This is a genomic window from Saccharothrix hoggarensis (genome assembly GCF_042678885.1).
Lineage (GTDB): Bacteria > Actinomycetota > Actinomycetes > Mycobacteriales > Pseudonocardiaceae > Actinosynnema > Actinosynnema hoggarensis.
In genome coordinates, this window is sequence record NZ_JBHTLK010000015.1 from 23,954 (window position 1) to 42,615 (window position 18,662).

The following is an 18,662-nucleotide window of genomic DNA, read 5'->3' on the forward strand; positions in this document are numbered from 1 at the left end:
GTGCCCGGGAGGTGAGGGGACGGCGGTGCGGCCGCCGTCCCCCTCCGGCGACCTACCGCCGGACCACCCGACAGGCTCGGGCCCGTAACTCTCTCCCACGGGCCCGAGCCCTTGCCGTTCCCGGAGCCGTCGCGGTGGGTCGACGCGCGTCGCCGCACGCGCCGGACCGCTTTCCGGTAGCGTGGGTCACGCGGAGCTTCGGTCGAACCGGACGTCGCCATTTTCGGTCTCCACGGCGACTGTTTCGGTCCCGATGTTCCCCTGGGCAGTGACCAACGCCCCAGCAGCCAGCCTCCGCGTCCAAGGGCCGGAACTGGGCGGGGCTGCCGTAGACTGCCCTCATGCCGACCAAAGCCGACCCGTCACCCTCGGATGGCACCGCCTCGGGCAAGATCACCATCGCGGCCATCGCGGCCGAGGCCGGGGTGTCGGTACCGACTGTTTCGAAGGTCATGAACGGGCGTGCGGACGTCGCCCCGCACACCCGGGAACGGGTCGAGGCGATCATCCGCCGGCACGGCTACCAGCGGCGGGCGGACGAGCGGTCGAAGCGCTCCAACCTGGTGGAACTGATGTTCCACGAGCTGGAGAGCGCGTGGGCGCTGGAGATCATCCGCGGCGCCGAGCAGGTCGCCGCCGAGCAGGGCCTCGCGCTCGTGCTGTCCGAGTCGCAGGGCAGGCTCACCCCCGGCCACGGCTGGTTGGAGGGCGTCATCGCCCGCAAGCCCCTGGCCGTCATCTCGGTCTTCTCCGACCTGACGTCGTCGCAGCTGGCGAAGTTGCGCGCGCGGGACATCCCGGTCGTCGTGGTCGACCCGATCGGCGAACCCCAGCTGGAGACGCCGTCCATAGGAGCCACCAACTGGAACGGCGGCCTGACCGCCACCCGTCACCTGATCGAGCTCGGCCACCGCCGGATCGCCATGATCGGCGGCCCGGAGCGCGTGCTGTGCAGCCGCGCGCGGGTCGACGGCTACCGCGCGGCGCTGGAGACGGCGGGCCTCGCGTTCGACCCCGCCCTGGTCCGCTACGGCGACTTCCACGTGGAGTCCGGCCGGGCCCAGTTCGCGCCGCTGCTTGACCTGCCGGACCCGCCCACGGCCGTGTTCGCCGGGTCGGACCTGCAGGCCCTCGGCGTGTACGAGGCGGCGCGCGCCGCCGGCCTCCGCATCCCGGAGGACCTGAGCGTCGTCGGGTTCGACGACCTCCCGGTGGCGCAGTGGGTGGGCCCGCCGCTGACCACGGTCCGGCAGCCGCTGCAGGACATGGCCGCGGCGGGCACCCGTCTCGCCATCACGCTGGCACGTGGTGAAGAGCCCGAACACCGCCGAATCGAGCTTGCCACCACGCTGGTGGTGCGTCAGAGCACCGCCGCGCCGCGCTGACGAGCCGCCTCTAGTGGTGGTGGCCCGGCTTCTGGGTGTAGACGCACCCCTGTGCCTCCGCGGGCACGGTGTGTCCGACCTCGTCGTCCGGCCCCACCGGGGTGCAACGCAGTTCGTGCAGTCCGAGCAGTTCCAGGCCGAGCGTGCCGCTCAGCGCGAAGCCGTTGCCGAAGCCGAAGTCCGGGTTGTCCGAGACCTCGCCGCTCGACAGCGCCCCCTGCCACGCGCGCTGGAAGTCCGCCAGCTTCTCCCGCTGGAAGACCACCAGCCCGAGCCGTTCGTACGGCCCCGCCTGGCAGGTCGACCACTCGACCACGTACGGCGCGTAGAGCTTGGCGCGCAACGGGCCGACGAAGTCGGCGAACTCCTCGATGCTCCGGGACGCCACCTCGTCGCACTGCCCGGTCTTCTCCTCGACCCACGCGGCCACCTCGGCGGAGGTGCCCAGCGGCGGGCCGAGGGCGTTCGACCCGAGGCCGGTGGTGCCGGTCGCCGAGGAACAGGCGACCGACCCCACCAGGAGCGCGACCAGGGCCGCGCATCGCGCGAACATCAGGCCGCGGCGCACAGCGCGCCGTTGAGGGTGAACGCGGTCGGGCTCGTCGGCGTCCCCTGCGAGGAGCCGTTGAACCCGAAGCTCGCGCTCTGACCCGGCTGGATGTTCTGGTTCCAGCTCGCGCCCTTGGCCGTGGCCTTGCCCGCCGCGACGGCGACCTCGGCCGACCACGCCTGGGTGATCCCCTGACCCGCCGGGACGTCCCAGACCAGCTGCCACGCGTTGACCGCGCTCGTGCCCGTGTTCTTCACCGACACGTTCGCGGTGAAGCCGCCGGACCACGAGCTGCCCACGGTGTACGTCACGGCGCACGCGCCGGGCGTCGTGCCGCCGCCGGCGGTGGTCGTCACCGACACCGCGGCCGACGGCGGCGAGGTGTTGCCCGCCGCGTCCCGCGCCACCACGTAGAACTGGTACGCGGTGCTCGCGGTGAGGCCCGTGACCGTGGCCGTGGTGCCCGTGCTGGTCGCGACGGCCACGTCCGTGGCGCCCGCCTCCCGGTACACCGTGTAGCCGCTGACCGCGGTGTTGTCCGACGCCGCCGCCCAGCTCAGCGAGACCGAGGTGGACGAGGCGGTGGCCGTGGGCGCGCCGGGCGCGGTGGGCGCCTGGGTGTCACCGCCGCCGCCGCCCGTGAAGATCACGTCCGAGCAGCTGTAGAACGCCTCGGGGCTGTCGTTGCGCTGCCAGATCGAGTAGATGATGTGGCGGCCGGTCTTGTTGGGCAGGGTGCCGTTCCACGAGTACTCGCCGTTGCCCAGCGGCGGGTTCGTGATGCTGTCGAACGGCACGGGCTCCAGGTCGGACCACTTCAGCGGCTGGGTGACGTCGAAGCCGTCGCGGGTGACGTACTGGTCCCAGCGGCCGGGGTGCGGCGCCCACGCGTTGTACTTGAAGTTGATCGGCGCGCCCGCCCGGAGGGTGGTCACCGGCCAGTCGTTGCGGGCCAGGTTGTAGGCGTCGTACTTGGTGGTCGGACCGCAGAGGTCGCCGTCGGCGATGATCTCGCGGTGCCGTCCGCCGGCCAGGCTGATGAGGTTGCCGTACCAGTCCCACAGGGGCTGCTTCCCGCCGATCTGCACCGCGGCGACGCACGCCGGGTTCGTCGGGTTGAGGTCGCCGCCACCGCCGCCGATCCTGCCGTCTTCGTAGCAGGCGTAGGTGCGGCTGGGGGGATACGTCATCGAACCGTGTGCCACCGCGACGCCGCTCTGGACGAACACGCTGGTAACACCGACGATGCCGAGCGCGGCCACGGCCAACGCCCCTAAGCGCTTGAGTCGCAAGGATGTCTCCTTCAGATCGACGGTGATCTGTCAGCGAGTGGATGTCGGGCTGGGAGCGCTCCCAGAATTACGATCGCACTACGGGTGACCACACGTCAACGGCCCGTTTCAACTGGTGACCGCCGGGTACCGCTCCGGCATGCGGATCGCGGTGATCGGCCAGATAGCCCGTGACCTGGTCCTCGTGGTGCCCGAAGTGCCCGGATCGGGCGCCTCGGCGAGGGTTCGGGAACGCCGCGAAGTGCTCGGCGGCAAGGGCGCGAACATCGCCCGCGGCACCAGGCAGCTCGGCGCAACGGCGGCGCTGGTGGGCGTCGTCGGGGACGACCGGGAGGGCGGCCTGCTGGTCGAGCGGCTGGGCGCGGACGGCGTAGCGACCACCGCGGTCGTGCGGCGGGAAGCCACCCGGACCGCCTTGATCGTGGACGTCGTCTGCGACGGCGAGTACCGGTACCTCCAGGACGTCCCCGAGCCGACCCTGGTGACGGCGGACGACGTGCGCGCCGCGTCCGCCCTGATCGCCGGCGCGGACGCCGTCGTCGTGCAGCTGGAGCAGCCCGCCGAGGCGGCGCTGGCCGCGGTCCGCGCCGCACGGGGCCTGGTCGTGCTGGACGGCGCGCCGGACGGCCACGAGGCCGAGCTGCTGTCCGCCGCCGACGTCGTGCGCGCCGACCACGGCGAGGCGGAGGCGTTGACGGGGCGGCGGATCACCGGGGTCGACGCGGCGCTGCGGGCCGGGCGCGAGCTGGTCGGGCGAGGGCCTTCGGTGGTGGCGCTGGAGGTGCCCGGCGAGGCGAACGTGCTTGTGTGGCCGGACGACGCGGCCGTGATCCCGTTGACCGGGGAGCACGTCGTGGACACGACCGGCGGCGGTGACGCCTTCGTCGCCGCGCTGACCGTCGCCCTGGCGCGCGGCGACCACCCGGCGGACGCGGGCCGCCTCGCCACCGCCGCCGCGGGCCGGGCCGTGGACCACCCCGGCGGCCGGACGGACCTCGTCGGGCTCGTCTGAGGAGCCACCCGTCCGGAAAGCCGCCCGTCCCCGCCACCAGCCGGCGGGGACGAAGTCGTGCCCGAAACCGGACCCCTCGTGGACCGGCCGAGGCCGGTTCCGTAACCTGTCCGAGACCTGACCGGGGAGTAACCCGTTCGGGGCACGCCCCTGCTTCGAGGAGGACCGCGCGACCGTGGCGTCGAAACCTGCTCAGCGCACCGTCCGCGCCGCCCTGACGGCCACCGCCGTCACCGCTCTCATCGCGACGGCCCTGCCGATCACCCCCCACGCCGCGGCCGACCCGGTCACGCCGCCGAACGCCTCCGAGGCGTTGCGCAAGTACAACGAGCTGTCCACGCAGGCCGAGGCGCTGAACGAGGAGCACCTCCGCGCGCAGGAGGCGTTGACCAACGCCCAGGGCGCGCTCGACCAGGCCAACCGCGACCTCGACGCCGCCGAGCAGGCCCAGGAGACGCTGCGCGGCCAGGTCGACCTGCTCACCGAGGCGTCGTTCGAGGGCGCCCGGTTCAACCAGCTGTCCGCGCTGCTGGTCAGCGACTCGCAGCAGGACTTCCTGAACCGCATGTCCGCGCTCGGCGTGCTCGCCGGCGACAACGCCGAGGCGTTGCGGAACCTCGGCGACGCCGTGGACCAGGCGCACGACGCGGCCCGCCGCGCCACCGAGGCCGCCGACGCCGCGAACAAGGCGATCGTCGACATCGACCAGCGCAAGTCCGCCCTCGACGCGCAGGTCACCGAGGCGCGCGAGGCCTACCGCTCGCTCAGCTCGGCCGAGCGGGCCGCGTTGAACAACGCGGGCGACATGAGCCAGATCGCGGTGCCGCCGGGCCAGGCCGGCCAGGCCCTGGCGTTCGCGCTGGCGCAGCGCGGCGAGCGGTACGTCTTCGGCGCGAACGGCCCGGACACGTGGGACTGCTCCAGCCTGATGCAGGCGGCGTACCGGTCGGTGGGGATCTCCATCCCCCGCACCACGTACGGGCAGGCGACGATCGGGCGGTCGGTGTCGCGCAACGACGTCAAGGCCGGCGACCTGATCATCTACTACACGGGCCAGACGCACGTGGCGATGGCGATCGACGGCATCCGCGCCGTGCACGCGTCCACCGAGGGCGTGCCGGTGAAGATCCAGGACATCGAGTCGATCGGACCGGTCAACGTGATCCGGCGCGTGGTCGGCTGATTCCCGGGTACTCCCCCGCCACACACGCGTGACGGAGGAGATATGCCCGACGTAGTCGACCTGATCATGCAGGACCACCGCGAGGTCGAGCGCCTGTTCGCCGAGCTGGAGAACCACCCGGAGAAGCGACCGCTGCTCGTGCCCGTGCTGACGGCCGTGCTCACCGCCCACAGCCGCGCCGAGGAGGCCGAGGTCTACCCGGTCGCGAAGGACGAGGCGGGCGAGACCGAGGAGGTCGAGCACAGCCAGGAGGAGCACGCCGAGGCCGAGCGGCTGCTGCTGCGGCTCGCCGAGGCGGACCCGACGTCCCCGGCCTTCGACGAGGCGCTGCGCGAGCTGGTCGAGGCCGTGACGCACCACGTCGAGGAAGAGGAGTCGACGGTCCTGCCCGGCATGCGGGAGCGGCTGGACGACCAGCGGCGCGAGGAGCTGGGGCGGGCGTTCGCGGAGAGCCGGGCCCGGCACCTGGGCGACCGGCCGGGCGAGGAGACGCGCGAGGAACTGCTGGCCCAGGCCCGCAACGCCGGCCTGTCCGGCGCCTCCGGGATGAGCAAGCAGGAGCTGGCGAAGGAGCTACACCCGTCCTGATGGGCGGCGCCGGTTCCCTTGGGCCTAGGCTTGACGCGGTTGAGCAGACAGCCGCATCCTGCCCGACCGCACCCAGGGGTGGACCATGGACGATTTCACCGACGCCGTCACGCTCACGGCGAGAGAGCCCGCCGCGGGCGTGGTGGTCGCCGAAGTCGTCGGCGAGCTGGACATGGCGACCGTGCCGGTGGTCGAGGACTTCGTCCGCGAGCGGCTGGACGACGCGGTGCGGACGCTGGTGCTCGACCTCGACGGTGTGACGTTCCTCGGGTCGACCGGCATCAACCTGCTCATCGGCCTGCTCGCGGACTGCGAGGCGACGGGTGCGGCCTTACAGCTGGTGGCGACCACCAAGGCAGTCCTGCGCCCGTTGGAGCTGACCGACCTGACCAGACAGTTCACGATCATCCCGGCGGTCGGCGCGGCGAGCTGAGCGCCGGCCGGTCCCGACCCGGCGGGGTCGCGGGCCGGCCGGCCGCGCAGCCCGTCGCCGGGCACGCGGTCAGCCGCTCTCCTCCATCACGAGGATCGCGCCGTTGGCCTCGCCCGCGTTGGACCGCAGCGAGCCGCACACCACCCGCACCACCACGTCGCGGCCCTTGCGGTTGATCGCGCTCAGCTTGATCTCGGTGAGGAAGGACGCGTCGGCCAACGCCTGCCACACCACGGGCCGCACCTCTTCCAGCGGCAGCCCGATGTCGAGGTTGAGCAGGTGCTCCCCCTCGGCCTCGTCCCGCCGCACGCCCCACAGCTCCTCCGCGCCCCGGTTCCACGCGATGACGCGCATCCGCGTGTCGAGCACGATCACGCCGGCGCGCAGCGAGGTGAGGATCGACTCCAGGAAGTCGTTGACCTGGTCCAGCTCGCGGGTCCGGTCGCGCAGGGTGTCGTTGATCGTCTGGAGTTCGTCGTTGGTCGACTGCAACTCCTCGTTCATCGTCTCCAGTTCCTCGTTGGTGGACTGGAGCTCCTCGTTCGTCGTCTCCAGCTCCTCCACAGTGGACTGGAGTTCTTCGTTGGTGGTCTCCAGCTCCTCGTTGGTCGACTGCAGCTCCTCGTACGCCGACTCCAGCTGCTGGTTGGCGTACTCGAGGTCGTCCAGCAGCCGGCGCGTGGCCGTGACGTCGTGGAAGACGATGGAGATCCCGATGACCCCGCCGTCCGGGCCGATCAGCGGGTTGAGGTTCACCTCGAACCACACCTGGTCGCCGCCCGGCCGCTGCCACGACACCTCCTTGACCCGCACGGCGCGGCGTTCGGCCCGGACCTGCGCGACGTAACCGCGCAGCTCCACCGGCCGGTACGACAGGTCGAGGTCGCGCAGCGGGCGGCCGACGTCCTGGCGGCCGAGCCCGAACACCGTCTCCGCCTGCCGGTTCGCGAGCACCAGCACGTCCTCGGCGTTGACCACCACCTGCGCCACCGGGCTGGCCGAGAACGCGTGCTCCCGCAGCTGGTCCAGCCCGCCCACGTCGATCCGGCGGTCCTCGAGGAACGCGTGCGCGACGAAGCTCGACGCGACCGCGCCGGCGCCGTTGGCGCGGCGGAAGATCCGCCGCTTGAGGTCGACCGGGTCGAACAGGCGGCCGTGGCTGAGCAGCATCTCGGCCTTGCCGAGGAACAGCACGCCGCGCGGGGTCAGCGCGAAGTGGAACCGGCCGAGGATCTTGGCCTGCGTCTCCTGGTTGAAGTACATCAGGGTGTTGCGGCACACCAGGAGGTCGATGCGGGAGATCGGCGCGTCCTGCACCAGGTCGTTGCGGCCGAAGATCACCGTGCGGCGGAGGTCCTTGCGGAACGCGAGGCGCCCGTTGTGCGGCTCGAAGTACTTGGTCACCAGGTCCGCCGGCACGCCCTCCAGGTCGCGCGGCGCGTACACCGCCTGCCGGGCCTGGACGAGCGCGTCGGCGTCCACGTCGGTGGCGTAGATCTTGACCCGCCGGCGGAACCGCTCCGGGCCCAGCGCCTCGGCCAGCACCATCGCGAGGGTGTACGCCTCCTCGCCCGACGCGCAGCCCGCGCTCCACACCCGGATCGGCTCGTCGGGGCCGCGCTCGGCGAGCATGGTCGACACCACCTCGTCCCGCAGGTGGTCCCACGCCTCGGGGTCGCGGAAGAAGCCGGTGACGTTGATGAGGATCGTGTTGAACAGCGCGTTGAACTCGTCCGGGTCGACCTGCAGGTGGTCGATGTAGTCGGTGTGGCTGTCGATGCCCACCTGGCTCATCCGGTGGCGGACCCGGCGCATCAGGCTGGCGCGCTTGTAGCCGGTGAAGTCGAAGCCGCGCGACTCCTTGAGGTAGCGCAGCACCTCTTCGAAGTCCTCGTCCGGCGGCTGGTGCTCGGTCACGCCGGGAACGCTACCCGGCCCGCGGGCCGTCGCCCGATCACGGCGCCGGCCGGGACCGGCGTCAGTCACCGAGGACGGCCCACACGACCTTGCCGCCGCGCGGCCACGGCGAGCAACCCCAGATCCGGCTCAGCGAGGCGATGATGGTGATGCCGCGCCCGCCCGGGCGCAGCGCCTCGGCCTCCCGCTGCTCCGGCACCTCGGGGCTGTCGTCGCGCACCGCGATGGTGAGCCGGCCGCCGCGCAGCTCCAGCCGCAGCACGGGCGCCGACCGGGCGTGCCGCACGGCGTTCTCGACCAGTTCGGTGGCCACGGTGACGGCGCTCTCGGCCAGGTGGTCGACCCGCCACCGGCCGCACGCCTCGCGGACGAAGTCGCGCGCCAGCAGGCCGCTCACCAACGCCTCGGGCAGGTGGATCTCGTCGCGCCGACGATCGAGAGGCTGGTCGAGCGCGGCCAGCGCCGAGTCCAGCGCGGTGAACCGGGGCACCAGGCGTCCACCGCCGCCGCTGTCGAGCACCTCGCGGTGCTCGGGCGACTCGCCGACCAGCAGGATCGGCACGCCCGGCCACTCCGACACCCTCATCCACACCGTCGTGAAGACCGACATGAACGCGGGCGTCGCGCAGCGGAACCCGTCGGCGAGCCGCACGATGACCGCCCGCGGCTGGCCGGCCGCGCACTTCAGCAGCCCGTCGCGCAGGTCGCGGTAGGTGGTCAGGTCCAGCAGGCCGGTCGGGCGGACCACCACCGCGCCGTCGACCTCGGTCCGGTTGAGCGCCAGGGCGGTCACGTGGCCGTCTCCTCGTCAGCGGGTCGCGTGAACGTGCCGGACAGCAGGTGGCGGCGCAGCACGTCGGCGGCGTGCGCCGCTTCCTCCTCGGTGCGCTCGAAGCGGCGGACCAGCAGGTCCGCGCCGCGCGCGTGGGCGTCACCCCGCATCCGGCGGGCGAGGTTCGCCTTCTCCTCCAACGTGCGCAGCGCCGTCCACACGGCCTTCTCCAACGCCACGCCCTGCGCGTCGAGCAGCGCTTCGGCGGTCCAGGCGTGGCCCACCTGGCAGCGGAAGCGCTTCGGCTCCGCGTTCAGCTCGACCAGCGCTCCGGAGCAGTCAGGGCAGCTGAAGGTGGACGGTCTGCCCAACGGGATCACCTCATCGGCGTGCACGCCGCCGTCGGCGGCGGAGATCGCGGTCTCGCGGCGGGCCAGGTCCGCAGTGCCGAGGCGGTCCCTGCCGGGGCGGTCCTCGCGCGAGCGGTCCTCCCCGGGGTGGCCATTTCCGGGGATGGGGTCATCCCGCGAGCGGTCCTCGGCCGGCTGGTCGTCCACGGCGACCCCGACGCAGTCCTCCAGCAGGGCTCCCATCTTCGCGGCGGGCAGCACGTGGTCGGCCTTGACGTGCCGCAGCACGCTCGTGGGCATCCCGGCGTAGAGCGCGTCGTCCGGGTCCTGGACGACGGTGAGGCCGCCCCGGGCGGCGATCGTGATCATGCCGGCCGTGCCGTCGTCCAGCGCGCCGGAGAGGACGATGCCGATGACGCGCGCGCCGTGCGCGGAGGCGGCGGAGCGGAACAGGGCGTCGACGGCGGGCCGGTGGCCGTTCTCGGTCGGCCCGTGCGACAGGTGCACGGCGCCGTCGACCACGAGGAGGTGGTGGTCGGGCGGTGCGACGTGCACGCGGCCACGCCGCAGGGCCATCCCGTCGGACGCGTTGACGGCGGGCAGCGGGCCCGCGCGGTTGAGGATGCCGGCGAGCGCGCTGGTGCCACCCGCGGGCAGGTGGAGGACCACGGCCACGGCGGCGTCCAGGTCGCCGGGCAGACCGGCGACGAAGGTGCGCAGCGCTTCCACACCTCCGGCGGAAGCGCCGACGACGATCAAGTCCCGCGTTGGCATCAGGTCACCCCGATCGGTGGATACCCGAGCGGGGCGACCCTACTCCCCGCAACCGACGTCCACGGGGAGGAACCAGGGGTCAGGGGCAGGGCGTCGTCACTGCGACGACGACGCGCCGGCCTTGGTCTTCGGGGTCCACCGCGTGTAACCGGCGCGCTCCGCCTCGGCGATCGAGCGGAACGTGACGTCGCCCTTCATGCGCTTGAAGTACGGCGAGTCGGGCGTGTGGAAGATCATCGACTTGGAGCTGCCCTTGACCTCGCACTCCTCCTCGGCGTCCACGCCGACTCCCGCCACCACCGCTCCCGCCGCGACGGTCTCGGCGGGCACCGCCTCGGCGGGCACCGTCTCGGAGGACACCGTCTCGGCGGGCACCGTCTCGGAGGACACCGTCTCGGCGGGCACGGCGGCAGGGCCTTCGGTCACCTCGACCCGCTCGACGACCTCGGCCACCGGCACGGCCTCGGCCACGGCGACCGGGGCGGCTTCCGGCGCGGTCTCGGCCTCAGGCGCGGTCTCGGACTCGGCCACGGGAGCGACCTCCGGCGCCGCGACAACCTCCCGCGCCGCAGCGGTCTCGGTCTCGGGCTCGGTCTCGGCCACCGGAGCGACCTCCGGCACAGCGGCGACCTCGGGCTCGGACGCGATGTCGGCCTTGGGAGCGACCTCCGGCACGGCCGCGATCTCGGCCTCGGGGGCGGTCTCGGCCTTGGGGGCGGTCTCGGCCTTGGCGGCAACCTCCGACACAGAGGCACTGTCCGGCACCGCGACGACCTCGACCTCGGGCGCGGTGTCGGCCGCCACCACAACGTCCGGAGTGGACTCGACCGCAGCCTCGGCCTTGGCCGGGGCCTCGACCGGCTCGGACTCCTCGGCGGGCGCGGTCTGTTCCGGGATCACGACGGCGGCAGCGGGCGCGGCGGGGCGCGCGTCAAGCTGCGCGCGCAGGTCGCGGATGGTGGCGTTGAGCCGCTGCCTGGTGAGCAACCCACCCGCCAGGAATGCCAGGACGCACAGGACGAACGGGACGATGAACGACCAGAACACTGCCACTCCTACGACCACTGCTAGCGGGACAGGACGTTGATCTGAAGGGTCCCGACGAGCCGCACACGCCACCAGGTGGGGGATCAGCACCGGACCACGGGCGGGAGGATACCCGCAGCCCGGAGATCGGGACGCGTCAGGCCGCGTGGGGCAGCACCCCCTGCCGGCAGCCGCACCTGCTGCACACCGGGTGCGCCGGCAGCCGCACGTCGGCGAGCAGCTTGCGCGCGTCGTCGAACGTCGGCGTCCGCTGCCCCGGCACGAGCAGGCTGTCCAGCACCTCCTGCCGCCGCCGCGCCAGCTCCCGCGACCGCTCCACCGGGTCCTTCAGCCTGGCCCGCACGCGCTCCCGCGACTGCTCGCGCGCCAACGTCCCGGCCGCGCTCAACGGCCGCGGCGGGCGCGGCTGGGTCAGCCGGGCGTTGCGCCGGTTCACGCGCCACCACGCGCCCAGCGTCATGCCGGCCACCGGGGGGCGCGCCCGGAGCGCGCCCCCCTGCCACCACGACCTCAGCCGCGCACGGAGGAAGTCGTGCGCTACCTGGTCGCGGTTCCTCGGGCTGCCCTGCCTGGTGCCGTCAGGCCTGCGGTCGACCGCCGCGAGCAGGGCATCGACGCTCCACCCCTCGGCGAACCACGGCTCGACGACCCGGCGCACGGCGGCGCGGTGGGCATCGGGCCAGGTCGCGCGGAGGCAGAACGCCTCGACCGCCGTGTCGATCTCGGCGTCGGTCTCGGGGATGACACGGCCGGGCCACTGACGGGGATCTAGTCGAACTCGCATCGCATGGCTCCCTTCGAACGCGTACCGAACATCCGTTCGAGATAGTGCCACCGACCACCGACAATTCCGGAGACTAAGATTTGACTTATATAAGCCTGGCCTGAAAGATGCTGGTCGTGCACGCGTTCGACGTCCTCGGCGATCCCGTCCGCCGCCGCATCCTGGAGCTGCTCGCCGACGGCGAGCGGACCTCCGGCGCGGTCACGGAGGTGGTCCGCCGGGAGTTCGGCATCTCGCAACCGGCGGTCTCCCAGCACCTGCGGGTGCTGCGCGAGAACGGCTTCGCCCGCGTCCGCGCGGAGGGCACCCGGCGTCTCTACGCCGTGGACGACCAAGGCCTGCGCGAGGTGGACGAGTGGCTCGACCGGTTCCGCCGGTTCTGGAGCGGCCACCTCGACGCGCTGGCCACCGAACTCGCGCGCGGCAAGCGCGAGAGGCGACTCAAGGAGGAACCACAGTGATCGACCTCGCCGACCACCTCAAGGCCGTGCACCGAGAGGTGCGCGCCGGCACGACCGACACGGTGGGCGTTGTGCTGCGCCGCACCTACGACGCCGCCGCGGAGGACGTGTGGGACGCGGTGACCGACCCGGACCGGCTCAAGCGCTGGTTCATGCCGATCAGCGGCGACCTGCGCGAGGGCGGCGCGTTCCAGCTGGAGGGCAACGCGGGCGGTGACATCCTCACCTGCTCGCCGCCGAAGCTCCTGCGCGTCACGTTCGGCGACCCGACCAGCGTCGTGGAACTGCGCCTCACCGCCGAGGACGACGACCGGACGACGGTCGAGCTGGAGCACACGGTGCCGAAGGCGCTGGCCGGCAGCGGCGCGGGCGCGCTGTTCGTCGGACCCGGCTGGGACGGCGGCTTCCTCGGCCTCGGCCTGTACCTCGCGGGCGAGGTACAGGAGGGCGACGACCCGGTGGCCGCCGCCAACGCGCCGGAGACCCAGCGGTTCAACCTCGGGTCCATCGAGCTGTGGAAGGCGGCGGTGGAGGAGTCGGGCGCCGCGACGGAGGACGAGCTGGCGGCGGCCGTCGCCGCCGCCACGGCCCAGTACGCCCCGGACGTGACCTGACGACGTCAGGGTTCCGAGACGTCGGACTCGACGCCGTCGAGGGTGGCCTCGACGCCGTCGAAGCCGGGGTCGGCGGGCGCCGTGCCGTCGGCGCGGCACCCGATCAGGGAGAACAGCAGGACGACGGTGGCCGCGAGGGTCCTCACTTGCCGCCGCCGCAGTGCTCGGCCTGGAACGCGTCGACGCGGTGCTGGGCGTCGCCGAGCCTGGTCAGCTGCTCGCCGCGCCGTGACGCGCGCTGGTCCAGCCGCGCGGCGCGGGCGGTGCGGCCCGCGTCGCGCGCCTGCTGCGACTGCGCCCGGAGCCACGCGGTCGAGCCGGGCACGTCGGGCCCGCCGTTGATGCGGGTGGTGAGCCGGGAGACGCGGTCCTCGATCCGCGGCAGGCGCTCCTCGCAGAGCTGCTTCACCTGCTCGGGGCTGAGGGTGACGGGCGCGTAGGTGGTGTCCTGGGCGGTCGCGACGCCCGTGGGGGCGAACCCGAGCACGGCGGTCGCGACGACGGCGACGCGGCGAATCCATGTGGTCATGCGGACCACGATCGCGGTCGCGGGTGCGGGCCGCGTGCGGCCCGTGTTCGGGTCGTGCAAAGAGATCGAACGCGGCCGTTTCACGCCGGTCCGGAGTGGCAACCCTCTCCCCCATGACCGACACCCTGTGGGACGAGTTCCACCGCGTAGTGAACATGACCTCGCACGAACTGGAGGACTGGCTGCGCACCCGCTCGGCGGACGAGGACAGCGAGGCCCTGCCCGACCAGGCCGGGACACCGACCGGCCAGGAGGTGCTGCGGGTCCTGCGCAAGCGGCGCACCGACCTGACCACCGAGGACGTCAAGGTGATGCGGAAGGTCGTGGAGCGGGTCCACGAGCAGCGGCGGGACGACCTGGAGCCGACCGCGGGCGAGGCGCACTGGAGGCACCGCCTGATGTCGATCGGCCACGACCCGCTGAAGCCCGCCTGAGGACCCTGCCCCTGAGAATCCTGATCTGAGAATCCAGCCCTGAGAATCCTGTCTTGAGGACGAGCCCGCGCGAGGAGCAGCCCGCCGGGAGACCGGTCCGCCCTCACCTCGCCGCGGCGCCGACCTTCTCGGCGTCACCCAACCGCACGCCCGCCTCGGGGACCAGGCCGAACTGCACGACCTGGCGGCGGGCGAGGAGGTCGGTGAGCCAGTCGACGGCCACCCGCAGCCGGTTCCCCGGCATGGCCAGCAGGTGGTAGCCGCGGGCCACGACCTTCGCCGGCAGCCCGGTCAGCGGGATGTGCAGCGGGTCGGCGACGGCCTGCGAGCCGGCCAGGTCCACCACGAAACCGAGGTCGCGGTGCTGGTAGGTCCCCACGGCGCCGTGACCCAGGGACGCCGCGACGTTGCGGGCGGCCAGCTTCCCCTGCCGCTGCGCGTGCTGCGCCGTCATCGGCGTCGGCTTGCCGTCGTTGAACACGTCCGGCACGGCGGCCACGTCGCCCGCCGCGAACACGTGCGGGTGCGTCGGCACGGCCAGCGTCGGGTCGACGACGAGCCGGCCCTTCACCGTGGCCAGGGAGACGGCCTCCACTAGCGGGTCCGGCCGCACGCCGACGCACCACACCACGGTCCGAGTCGGGATCTCCTTGCCGTCGGTCAGCCGCGCGCACGACCCGGTGACGGCCTCGACGCTCGTCTCCAGCCGCACGTCGACGCCGCGTCCCCGCAGCACCCGGGCCGCCGGGCCGGACAGCCGCTCGTCCAGCCCCGGCAGCACCCGCGGCGCCATGTCGACCAGCACCCACTTGACGTCGGACTCCGACAGCCCGGTCCGGCCGCGCAGCGCCGAGCGGGTCAGCTGCTGGCCCTGGGCCACCAGCTCGGTGCCCGTGTAGCCGGCGCCGACGACCACGAACGTGGCGCGCGCCGCCCGTTCGGCCGGGTCGGTCGCCTGCTCGGCCAGCTCGACCTGCCGCAGCACGTGGTCGCGCAGGTACACGGCCTCGGCGACCGACTTGAACCCGAGCGCGTGCTCGGCCACGCCGGGGATCGACATCAGCCGGGTGACGGAGCCGGACGTGAGCACGATCCGGTCCCACTCCAGCACCTGCTCGCGGCCCTCGATGTCGACGAGGGTGCACGTCCGCGCGCCCAGGTCCACACCGGTGGCGTGCCCCTGCACGAGCCGCGTGCGCGGCAGCTTGGGCCGCAGCGGCACGGCGACCCGGCGCGGGTCGAGCGAACCGCCCGCGACCTCGGGCAGCAGCGGCACGTACAGCATGTAGTCGGTGGGGTTGAGCGCCACCAGCTCGGCGGCGTCGCGGGGCAGCACGCGTTCCAGCGTGCGCAGGCAGTGGTAGCCGGCGAAGCCCGTACCGACGACCAGCACGCGGGGCTTGCCCATGACGTGTCCCTCCGACGAGGAGTGTGTCCGCCAGCGGGTACCCCGGAGCCGGACGGGGTAGACACGGGACATGGCCTTGGGACTGCCTGACGCGATCACCGCCTGTCTCTTCGACCTCGACGGCGTGCTGACCAGCACGGCCGTCCTGCACCGCCGGGCCTGGCGGCGCACCTTCGACGACTTCCTCCGACCGCGCGGCGAGCCGCCGTTCGCCGAGTCGGACTACCTCAGGTTCGTGGACGGCAGGCCCCGGTACGACGGGGTGCGCGAGTTCCTGGCGTCACGCGGGATCACGCTGCCCGAGGGGTCGCCGGACGACCCTCCCGACGCGGACACCGTGCACGGCGTGGGAAACCGGAAGAACGACCTGCTGGAGGCGATCATCCGGCACGAGGGCGTGCTGCCGTACCCCGGCACGGCGCCGTACCTGCGCGCCGTGGAGGACTCGGGGCTCGGCATCGGCGTGGTGACGTCGTCGGCGAACGCCCGGAAGGTCCTCGACGCGGCGGGCCTCACGCCGTTCGTGCGGGCGCTGGTGGACGGCGTGGTGATCAGCCGCGACGGGTTGAAGGGCAAGCCCGCGCCGGACTCGTTCCTGGTGGGCGCGCGGCTGCTCGGCGTGCGGCCGGAGCACGCGGCCGTGTTCGAGGACGCGCTGTCGGGCGTGGAAGCGGGCCGGGCGGGCGGTTTCGGGCACGTGGTGGGCGTGGACCGGACGGGTCAGCGCGAGGCGCTGCTGGCGCACGGGGCGGACGTCGTGGTCGAAGACCTCGCGGAGTTGCTGTGAGCGGTTGGGAGATCCACCCCTGGTTGCTGCGGTGGGACGGGCTGGCGGTGGACCAGCTGCGGCGCACCGAGTCGGTGTTCGCGCTGTCCAACGGCCACCTGGGGTTGCGCGGCACGTTGGACGAGGGCGAGCCGCGCGGCCTGCCCGGGACGTACCTGAACGGCTTCTACGAGGCGCACGCGCTGCCGTACGGCGAGTCGGGCTACGGCTACCCCGAGGCGGGCGAGACGGTCGTCAACGTCACCGACGGCAAGGTGATCCGGCTGCTGGTGGAGGACGAGCCGCTGGACATGCGGTACGGGCGCGCCCACGCCCACCAGCGGGAGCTGGACTTCCGCACGGGCACGCTGCGCCGCCGCACGGAGTGGGAGTCGCCGACCGGGCGGCGCGTGACGGTGCGCAGCGAGCGGCTCGTGTCGCTGACGCAGCGGGCCGTCGCGGCGATCCACTACGAGGTGGTGCCGAGCGAGGACGTGCAGCTGGTCGTGCAGTCGGACCTGCTGGCCAACGAGCCCGTGGAGCACGACAGCGACGACCCGCGGGTGGCCGCCGCGCTGAACGAGCCGCTGGTGTCGGACTTCGCGCACGCCGTGGACTACCGGGCGGTGCTGGCGCACCACGCGCGCAACTCGGGCCTGCGGATGGCCGCCGCGATGGACCACGAGCTGGAGGTCGAGGACGGCGTCCGCACCGAGATGCGCGCCGAGGGCGACCTGGCCCGGTTCACCGCCGCCGTGGACGTGCCCGCGGGCGGGAGGCTGCGGCTGGTGAAGTACCTGGGCTACGGCTGGTCCGCGCAGCGGTCGGTGCCGGCGCTGCGGGCGCAGGTGGAGGCGGCGCTGGCGGGCGCGCGGCAGACCGGGTGGGAGGGCCTGCTGGCCGAGCAGCGGCGGTTCCTCGACGACTTCTGGGAGGTCGCCGACATCGAGGTGCACGGCGACGACGAGCTCCAGCAGGCGCTGCGGTTCGCGTTGTTCCACATCATGCAGGCGGCGGTGCGCGGTGAGACGCGGGCGATCCCGGGCAAGGGGCTCACCGGGCCGGGTTACGACGGGCACGCGTTCTGGGACACCGAGATGTTCGTGCTGCCCGTGCTGGCGTACACGGTGCCGGAGGCGGCGCGGGACGCGTTGCGGTGGCGGCACTCGACGCTGCCGAAGGCGCGGGAGCGGGCCGAGGTGCTGGGGCAGGCCGGGGCGGCGTTCCCGTGGCGGTCGATCAGCGGCGCGGAGTGCTCGGCGTACTGGCCCGCGAGCACGGCCGCGTTCCACGTCAGCGGCGACGTCTCGCACGCCGTGGCGCAGTACGTGAACGCGACCGGCGACACCGCGTTCGAGCGCGAGTGCGGCGCCGAGATCCTGGTGGAGACGGCGCGGCTGTGGACGTCGCTCGGGCACCACGACCAGCACGGCGGGTTCCGCGTCGACGGCGTGACCGGCCCCGACGAGTACTCGGCGGTGGTGGACAACAACGTCTACACCAACCTGATCGCGCAGAAGAACCTGCGCGAGGCGGCGGAGGCGTGCGACCGGCACCCCGACGTGGCCGACCGGCTGGACGTGACGGCCGACGAGGTGGCGGACTGGCGGAAGGCGGCCGACGGGATGGTGATCCCGTTCGACACGCTGCTCGGCGTGCACGAGCAGGCCGAGGGGTTCACCTCGCACGCCGAGTGGGACTTCGACGGCACCGACCCGGACGAGTACCCGCTGCTGCTCAACCGGCCGTACTTCGACCTATACCGCAAGCAGGTGGTCAAGCAGGCGGACCTGGTGCTGGCCATGCACGTGCGCGGCGACGCGTTCACCCCGTTGCAGAAGGCCCGCAACTTCGCGTACTACGACTCGCGGACGGTGCGCGACTCGTCCCTGTCGGCGGGGACGCAGGCCGTGCTGGCCGCCGAGGTCGGCGCGTTGCGGCTGGCGTACGACTACCTGGCCGAGGCGGCGTTCACCGACCTGCACGACCTGCACCGCAACGTCCACAACGGACTGCACATGGCGTCGCTGGCGGGCGCGTGGGTCGGCATGGTCGCCGGGTTCGGCGGGATGCGGGACCACGACGGCGAGCTGTCGTTCGCGCCGCGCCTGCCGCCGGGGCTGAGCCGGATGGCGTTCCGGATGGGGTTCCGCGGCACGCGGTTCGCGGTGGAGGTCGAGCCGGGCTCGGTCACGTACCGGATCGTGTCGGGCGGCCCGCTGCACACGCGCCACCACGGCGTCCCGGTCGTCGTCTCGCCGGACGAGCCGGTCACGTTGTCCACACCGGACCCGCCGGAACCGCCGCAGGTCCGCCAGCCGCCGCACCGGGCGCCGGCGCGGCGCACACCGCCGGGAGGTTGA

20 protein-coding genes are annotated in these 18,662 nt (G+C 73.1%); 10 read left to right on the forward strand and 10 right to left on the reverse strand.

Translation table 11 applies throughout. The features are described 5' to 3' along the window. Positions 1-341 precede the first annotated feature (341 nt). Positions 342-1,385: a LacI family DNA-binding transcriptional regulator gene (locus tag ACFQ3T_RS05450; protein WP_380720524.1), complete on the forward strand. Its 1,044-nt coding sequence runs from the start codon at positions 342-344 to the stop codon at positions 1,383-1,385. 10 nt (positions 1,386-1,395) lie between these two features. Here the strand turns inward: ACFQ3T_RS05450 and ACFQ3T_RS05455 are convergent, their stop codons facing one another. Together ACFQ3T_RS05455 and ACFQ3T_RS05460 are read right to left on the reverse strand one after the other, a co-directional pair. Continuing rightward, positions 1,396-1,938, reverse strand: coding sequence for a hypothetical protein (locus ACFQ3T_RS05455; protein ID WP_380720527.1), 543 nt, complete (start codon positions 1,936-1,938; stop codon positions 1,396-1,398). Continuing rightward, positions 1,938-3,125: a lytic polysaccharide monooxygenase gene (locus tag ACFQ3T_RS05460; RefSeq protein ID WP_380720529.1), complete on the reverse strand. Its 1,188-nt coding sequence runs from the start codon at positions 3,123-3,125 to the stop codon at positions 1,938-1,940. The genes ACFQ3T_RS05455 and ACFQ3T_RS05460 overlap by 1 nt, the downstream gene beginning before the upstream one ends. A 241-nt stretch (positions 3,126-3,366) precedes the next feature. Here ACFQ3T_RS05460 and ACFQ3T_RS05465 point away from each other — a divergent pair, with 241 nt between their 5' ends. The 4 genes from ACFQ3T_RS05465 (at position 3,367) to ACFQ3T_RS05480 (ending at position 6,443) form a co-directional block, all read left to right on the forward strand. Next, positions 3,367-4,239, forward strand: coding sequence for a PfkB family carbohydrate kinase (locus ACFQ3T_RS05465; protein ID WP_380720532.1), 873 nt, complete (start codon positions 3,367-3,369; stop codon positions 4,237-4,239). Positions 4,240-4,414: 175 nt separating this feature from the next. Beyond that, positions 4,415-5,422 carry a C40 family peptidase gene (locus ACFQ3T_RS05470; protein WP_380720535.1) on the forward strand — a complete coding sequence of 336 codons (1,008 nt, stop codon included), beginning with the start codon at positions 4,415-4,417 and terminating at the stop codon, positions 5,420-5,422. 42 nt (positions 5,423-5,464) lie between these two features. After that, complete coding sequence (locus ACFQ3T_RS05475; RefSeq protein ID WP_380720538.1) at positions 5,465-6,010, forward strand: hemerythrin domain-containing protein; 546 nt, start codon at positions 5,465-5,467, stop codon at positions 6,008-6,010. Positions 6,011-6,095: 85 nt separating this feature from the next. After that, on the forward strand, positions 6,096-6,443 hold the full coding sequence (locus tag ACFQ3T_RS05480; protein ID WP_380720541.1) for an STAS domain-containing protein: 348 nt from the start codon (positions 6,096-6,098) through the stop codon (positions 6,441-6,443). Between the two features lie 69 nt (positions 6,444-6,512). Here the strand turns inward: ACFQ3T_RS05480 and ACFQ3T_RS05485 are convergent, their stop codons facing one another. The 5 genes from ACFQ3T_RS05485 to ACFQ3T_RS05505 all read right to left on the reverse strand — a co-directional run bounded on the left by ACFQ3T_RS05485 (position 6,513) and on the right by ACFQ3T_RS05505 (position 12,087). After that, entirely contained in the window at positions 6,513-8,360 is a 1,848-nt protein-coding gene (locus ACFQ3T_RS05485; RefSeq protein ID WP_380720543.1) for a CheR family methyltransferase, read from the reverse strand. A 61-nt stretch (positions 8,361-8,421) separates the two neighbouring features. Next, complete coding sequence (locus ACFQ3T_RS05490) at positions 8,422-9,153, reverse strand: ATP-binding protein (RefSeq protein ID WP_380720546.1); 732 nt, start codon at positions 9,151-9,153, stop codon at positions 8,422-8,424. Beyond that, positions 9,150-10,256: a chemotaxis protein CheB gene (locus ACFQ3T_RS05495; protein WP_380720549.1), complete on the reverse strand. Its 1,107-nt coding sequence runs from the start codon at positions 10,254-10,256 to the stop codon at positions 9,150-9,152. Before ACFQ3T_RS05495 ends, ACFQ3T_RS05490 begins: the two co-directional genes overlap by 4 nt. A gap of 96 nt (positions 10,257-10,352) precedes the next feature. Then, positions 10,353-11,303 (reverse strand): sunset domain-containing protein, encoded by a 951-nt coding sequence (locus ACFQ3T_RS05500; protein ID WP_380720551.1) that lies wholly within the window; start codon positions 11,301-11,303, stop codon positions 10,353-10,355. Positions 11,304-11,439: 136 nt separating this feature from the next. Then, entirely contained in the window at positions 11,440-12,087 is a 648-nt protein-coding gene (locus ACFQ3T_RS05505; protein WP_380720554.1) for a hypothetical protein, read from the reverse strand. 116 nt (positions 12,088-12,203) lie between these two features. On the opposite strand from ACFQ3T_RS05505, the gene ACFQ3T_RS05510 reads away from it, so the two are divergent. Together ACFQ3T_RS05510 and ACFQ3T_RS05515 are read left to right on the forward strand one after the other, a co-directional pair. Next, positions 12,204-12,548, forward strand: coding sequence for an ArsR/SmtB family transcription factor (locus ACFQ3T_RS05510; RefSeq protein WP_380720612.1), 345 nt, complete (start codon positions 12,204-12,206; stop codon positions 12,546-12,548). Next, complete coding sequence (locus tag ACFQ3T_RS05515; protein WP_380720557.1) at positions 12,545-13,162, forward strand: SRPBCC domain-containing protein; 618 nt, start codon at positions 12,545-12,547, stop codon at positions 13,160-13,162. The genes ACFQ3T_RS05510 and ACFQ3T_RS05515 overlap by 4 nt, the downstream gene beginning before the upstream one ends. Positions 13,163-13,167: 5 nt before the next feature. Here the strand turns inward: ACFQ3T_RS05515 and ACFQ3T_RS05520 are convergent, their stop codons facing one another. After that, positions 13,168-13,308: a hypothetical protein gene (locus ACFQ3T_RS05520; protein ID WP_380720560.1), complete on the reverse strand. Its 141-nt coding sequence runs from the start codon at positions 13,306-13,308 to the stop codon at positions 13,168-13,170. Continuing rightward, entirely contained in the window at positions 13,305-13,691 is a 387-nt protein-coding gene (locus ACFQ3T_RS05525; protein ID WP_380720562.1) for a hypothetical protein, read from the reverse strand. Before ACFQ3T_RS05525 ends, ACFQ3T_RS05520 begins: the two co-directional genes overlap by 4 nt. A 113-nt stretch (positions 13,692-13,804) precedes the next feature. Between ACFQ3T_RS05525 and ACFQ3T_RS05530 the strand changes: the two genes are divergently transcribed. After that, on the forward strand, positions 13,805-14,125 hold the full coding sequence (locus ACFQ3T_RS05530) for a DUF3140 domain-containing protein (protein WP_380720565.1): 321 nt from the start codon (positions 13,805-13,807) through the stop codon (positions 14,123-14,125). Between the two features lie 103 nt (positions 14,126-14,228). Here ACFQ3T_RS05530 and ACFQ3T_RS05535 read toward each other — a convergent pair whose 3' ends face one another. Next, positions 14,229-15,533, reverse strand: coding sequence for an NAD(P)/FAD-dependent oxidoreductase (locus tag ACFQ3T_RS05535; RefSeq protein WP_380720567.1), 1,305 nt, complete (start codon positions 15,531-15,533; stop codon positions 14,229-14,231). A gap of 70 nt (positions 15,534-15,603) precedes the next feature. On the opposite strand from ACFQ3T_RS05535, the gene ACFQ3T_RS05540 reads away from it, so the two are divergent. Together ACFQ3T_RS05540 and ACFQ3T_RS05545 are read left to right on the forward strand one after the other, a co-directional pair. Next, complete coding sequence (locus tag ACFQ3T_RS05540) at positions 15,604-16,320, forward strand: HAD family hydrolase (RefSeq protein WP_380720569.1); 717 nt, start codon at positions 15,604-15,606, stop codon at positions 16,318-16,320. Next, positions 16,317-18,662: a glycoside hydrolase family 65 protein gene (locus ACFQ3T_RS05545; protein WP_380720572.1), complete on the forward strand. Its 2,346-nt coding sequence runs from the start codon at positions 16,317-16,319 to the stop codon at positions 18,660-18,662. Before ACFQ3T_RS05540 ends, ACFQ3T_RS05545 begins: the two co-directional genes overlap by 4 nt.

What these genes read in the sequence shown, in the direction of transcription:
- ACFQ3T_RS05530 (WP_380720565.1), top strand. Translation starts at nt 13,805, where the DNA reads ATGACCGACACCCTGTGGGACGAGTTCCACCGCGTAGTGAACATGACC.
- ACFQ3T_RS05475 (WP_380720538.1), top strand. Translation starts at nt 5,465, where the DNA reads ATGCCCGACGTAGTCGACCTGATCATGCAGGACCACCGCGAGGTCGAG.
- ACFQ3T_RS05540 (WP_380720569.1), top strand. Translation starts at nt 15,604, where the DNA reads ATGGCCTTGGGACTGCCTGACGCGATCACCGCCTGTCTCTTCGACCTC.
- ACFQ3T_RS05460 (WP_380720529.1), bottom strand. Translation starts at nt 3,125, where the DNA reads ATGACGTATCCCCCCAGCCGCACCTACGCCTGCTACGAAGACGGCAGG.
- ACFQ3T_RS05455 (WP_380720527.1), bottom strand. Translation starts at nt 1,938, where the DNA reads ATGTTCGCGCGATGCGCGGCCCTGGTCGCGCTCCTGGTGGGGTCGGTC.
- ACFQ3T_RS05480 (WP_380720541.1), top strand. Translation starts at nt 6,096, where the DNA reads ATGGACGATTTCACCGACGCCGTCACGCTCACGGCGAGAGAGCCCGCC.
- ACFQ3T_RS05465 (WP_380720532.1), top strand. Translation starts at nt 3,367, where the DNA reads ATGCGGATCGCGGTGATCGGCCAGATAGCCCGTGACCTGGTCCTCGTG.
- ACFQ3T_RS05450 (WP_380720524.1), top strand. Translation starts at nt 342, where the DNA reads ATGCCGACCAAAGCCGACCCGTCACCCTCGGATGGCACCGCCTCGGGC.
- ACFQ3T_RS05495 (WP_380720549.1), bottom strand. Translation starts at nt 10,256, where the DNA reads ATGCCAACGCGGGACTTGATCGTCGTCGGCGCTTCCGCCGGAGGTGTG.
- ACFQ3T_RS05525 (WP_380720562.1), bottom strand. Translation starts at nt 13,691, where the DNA reads ATGACCACATGGATTCGCCGCGTCGCCGTCGTCGCGACCGCCGTGCTC.
- ACFQ3T_RS05505 (WP_380720554.1), bottom strand. Translation starts at nt 12,087, where the DNA reads ATGCGAGTTCGACTAGATCCCCGTCAGTGGCCCGGCCGTGTCATCCCC.
- ACFQ3T_RS05535 (WP_380720567.1), bottom strand. Translation starts at nt 15,533, where the DNA reads ATGGGCAAGCCCCGCGTGCTGGTCGTCGGTACGGGCTTCGCCGGCTAC.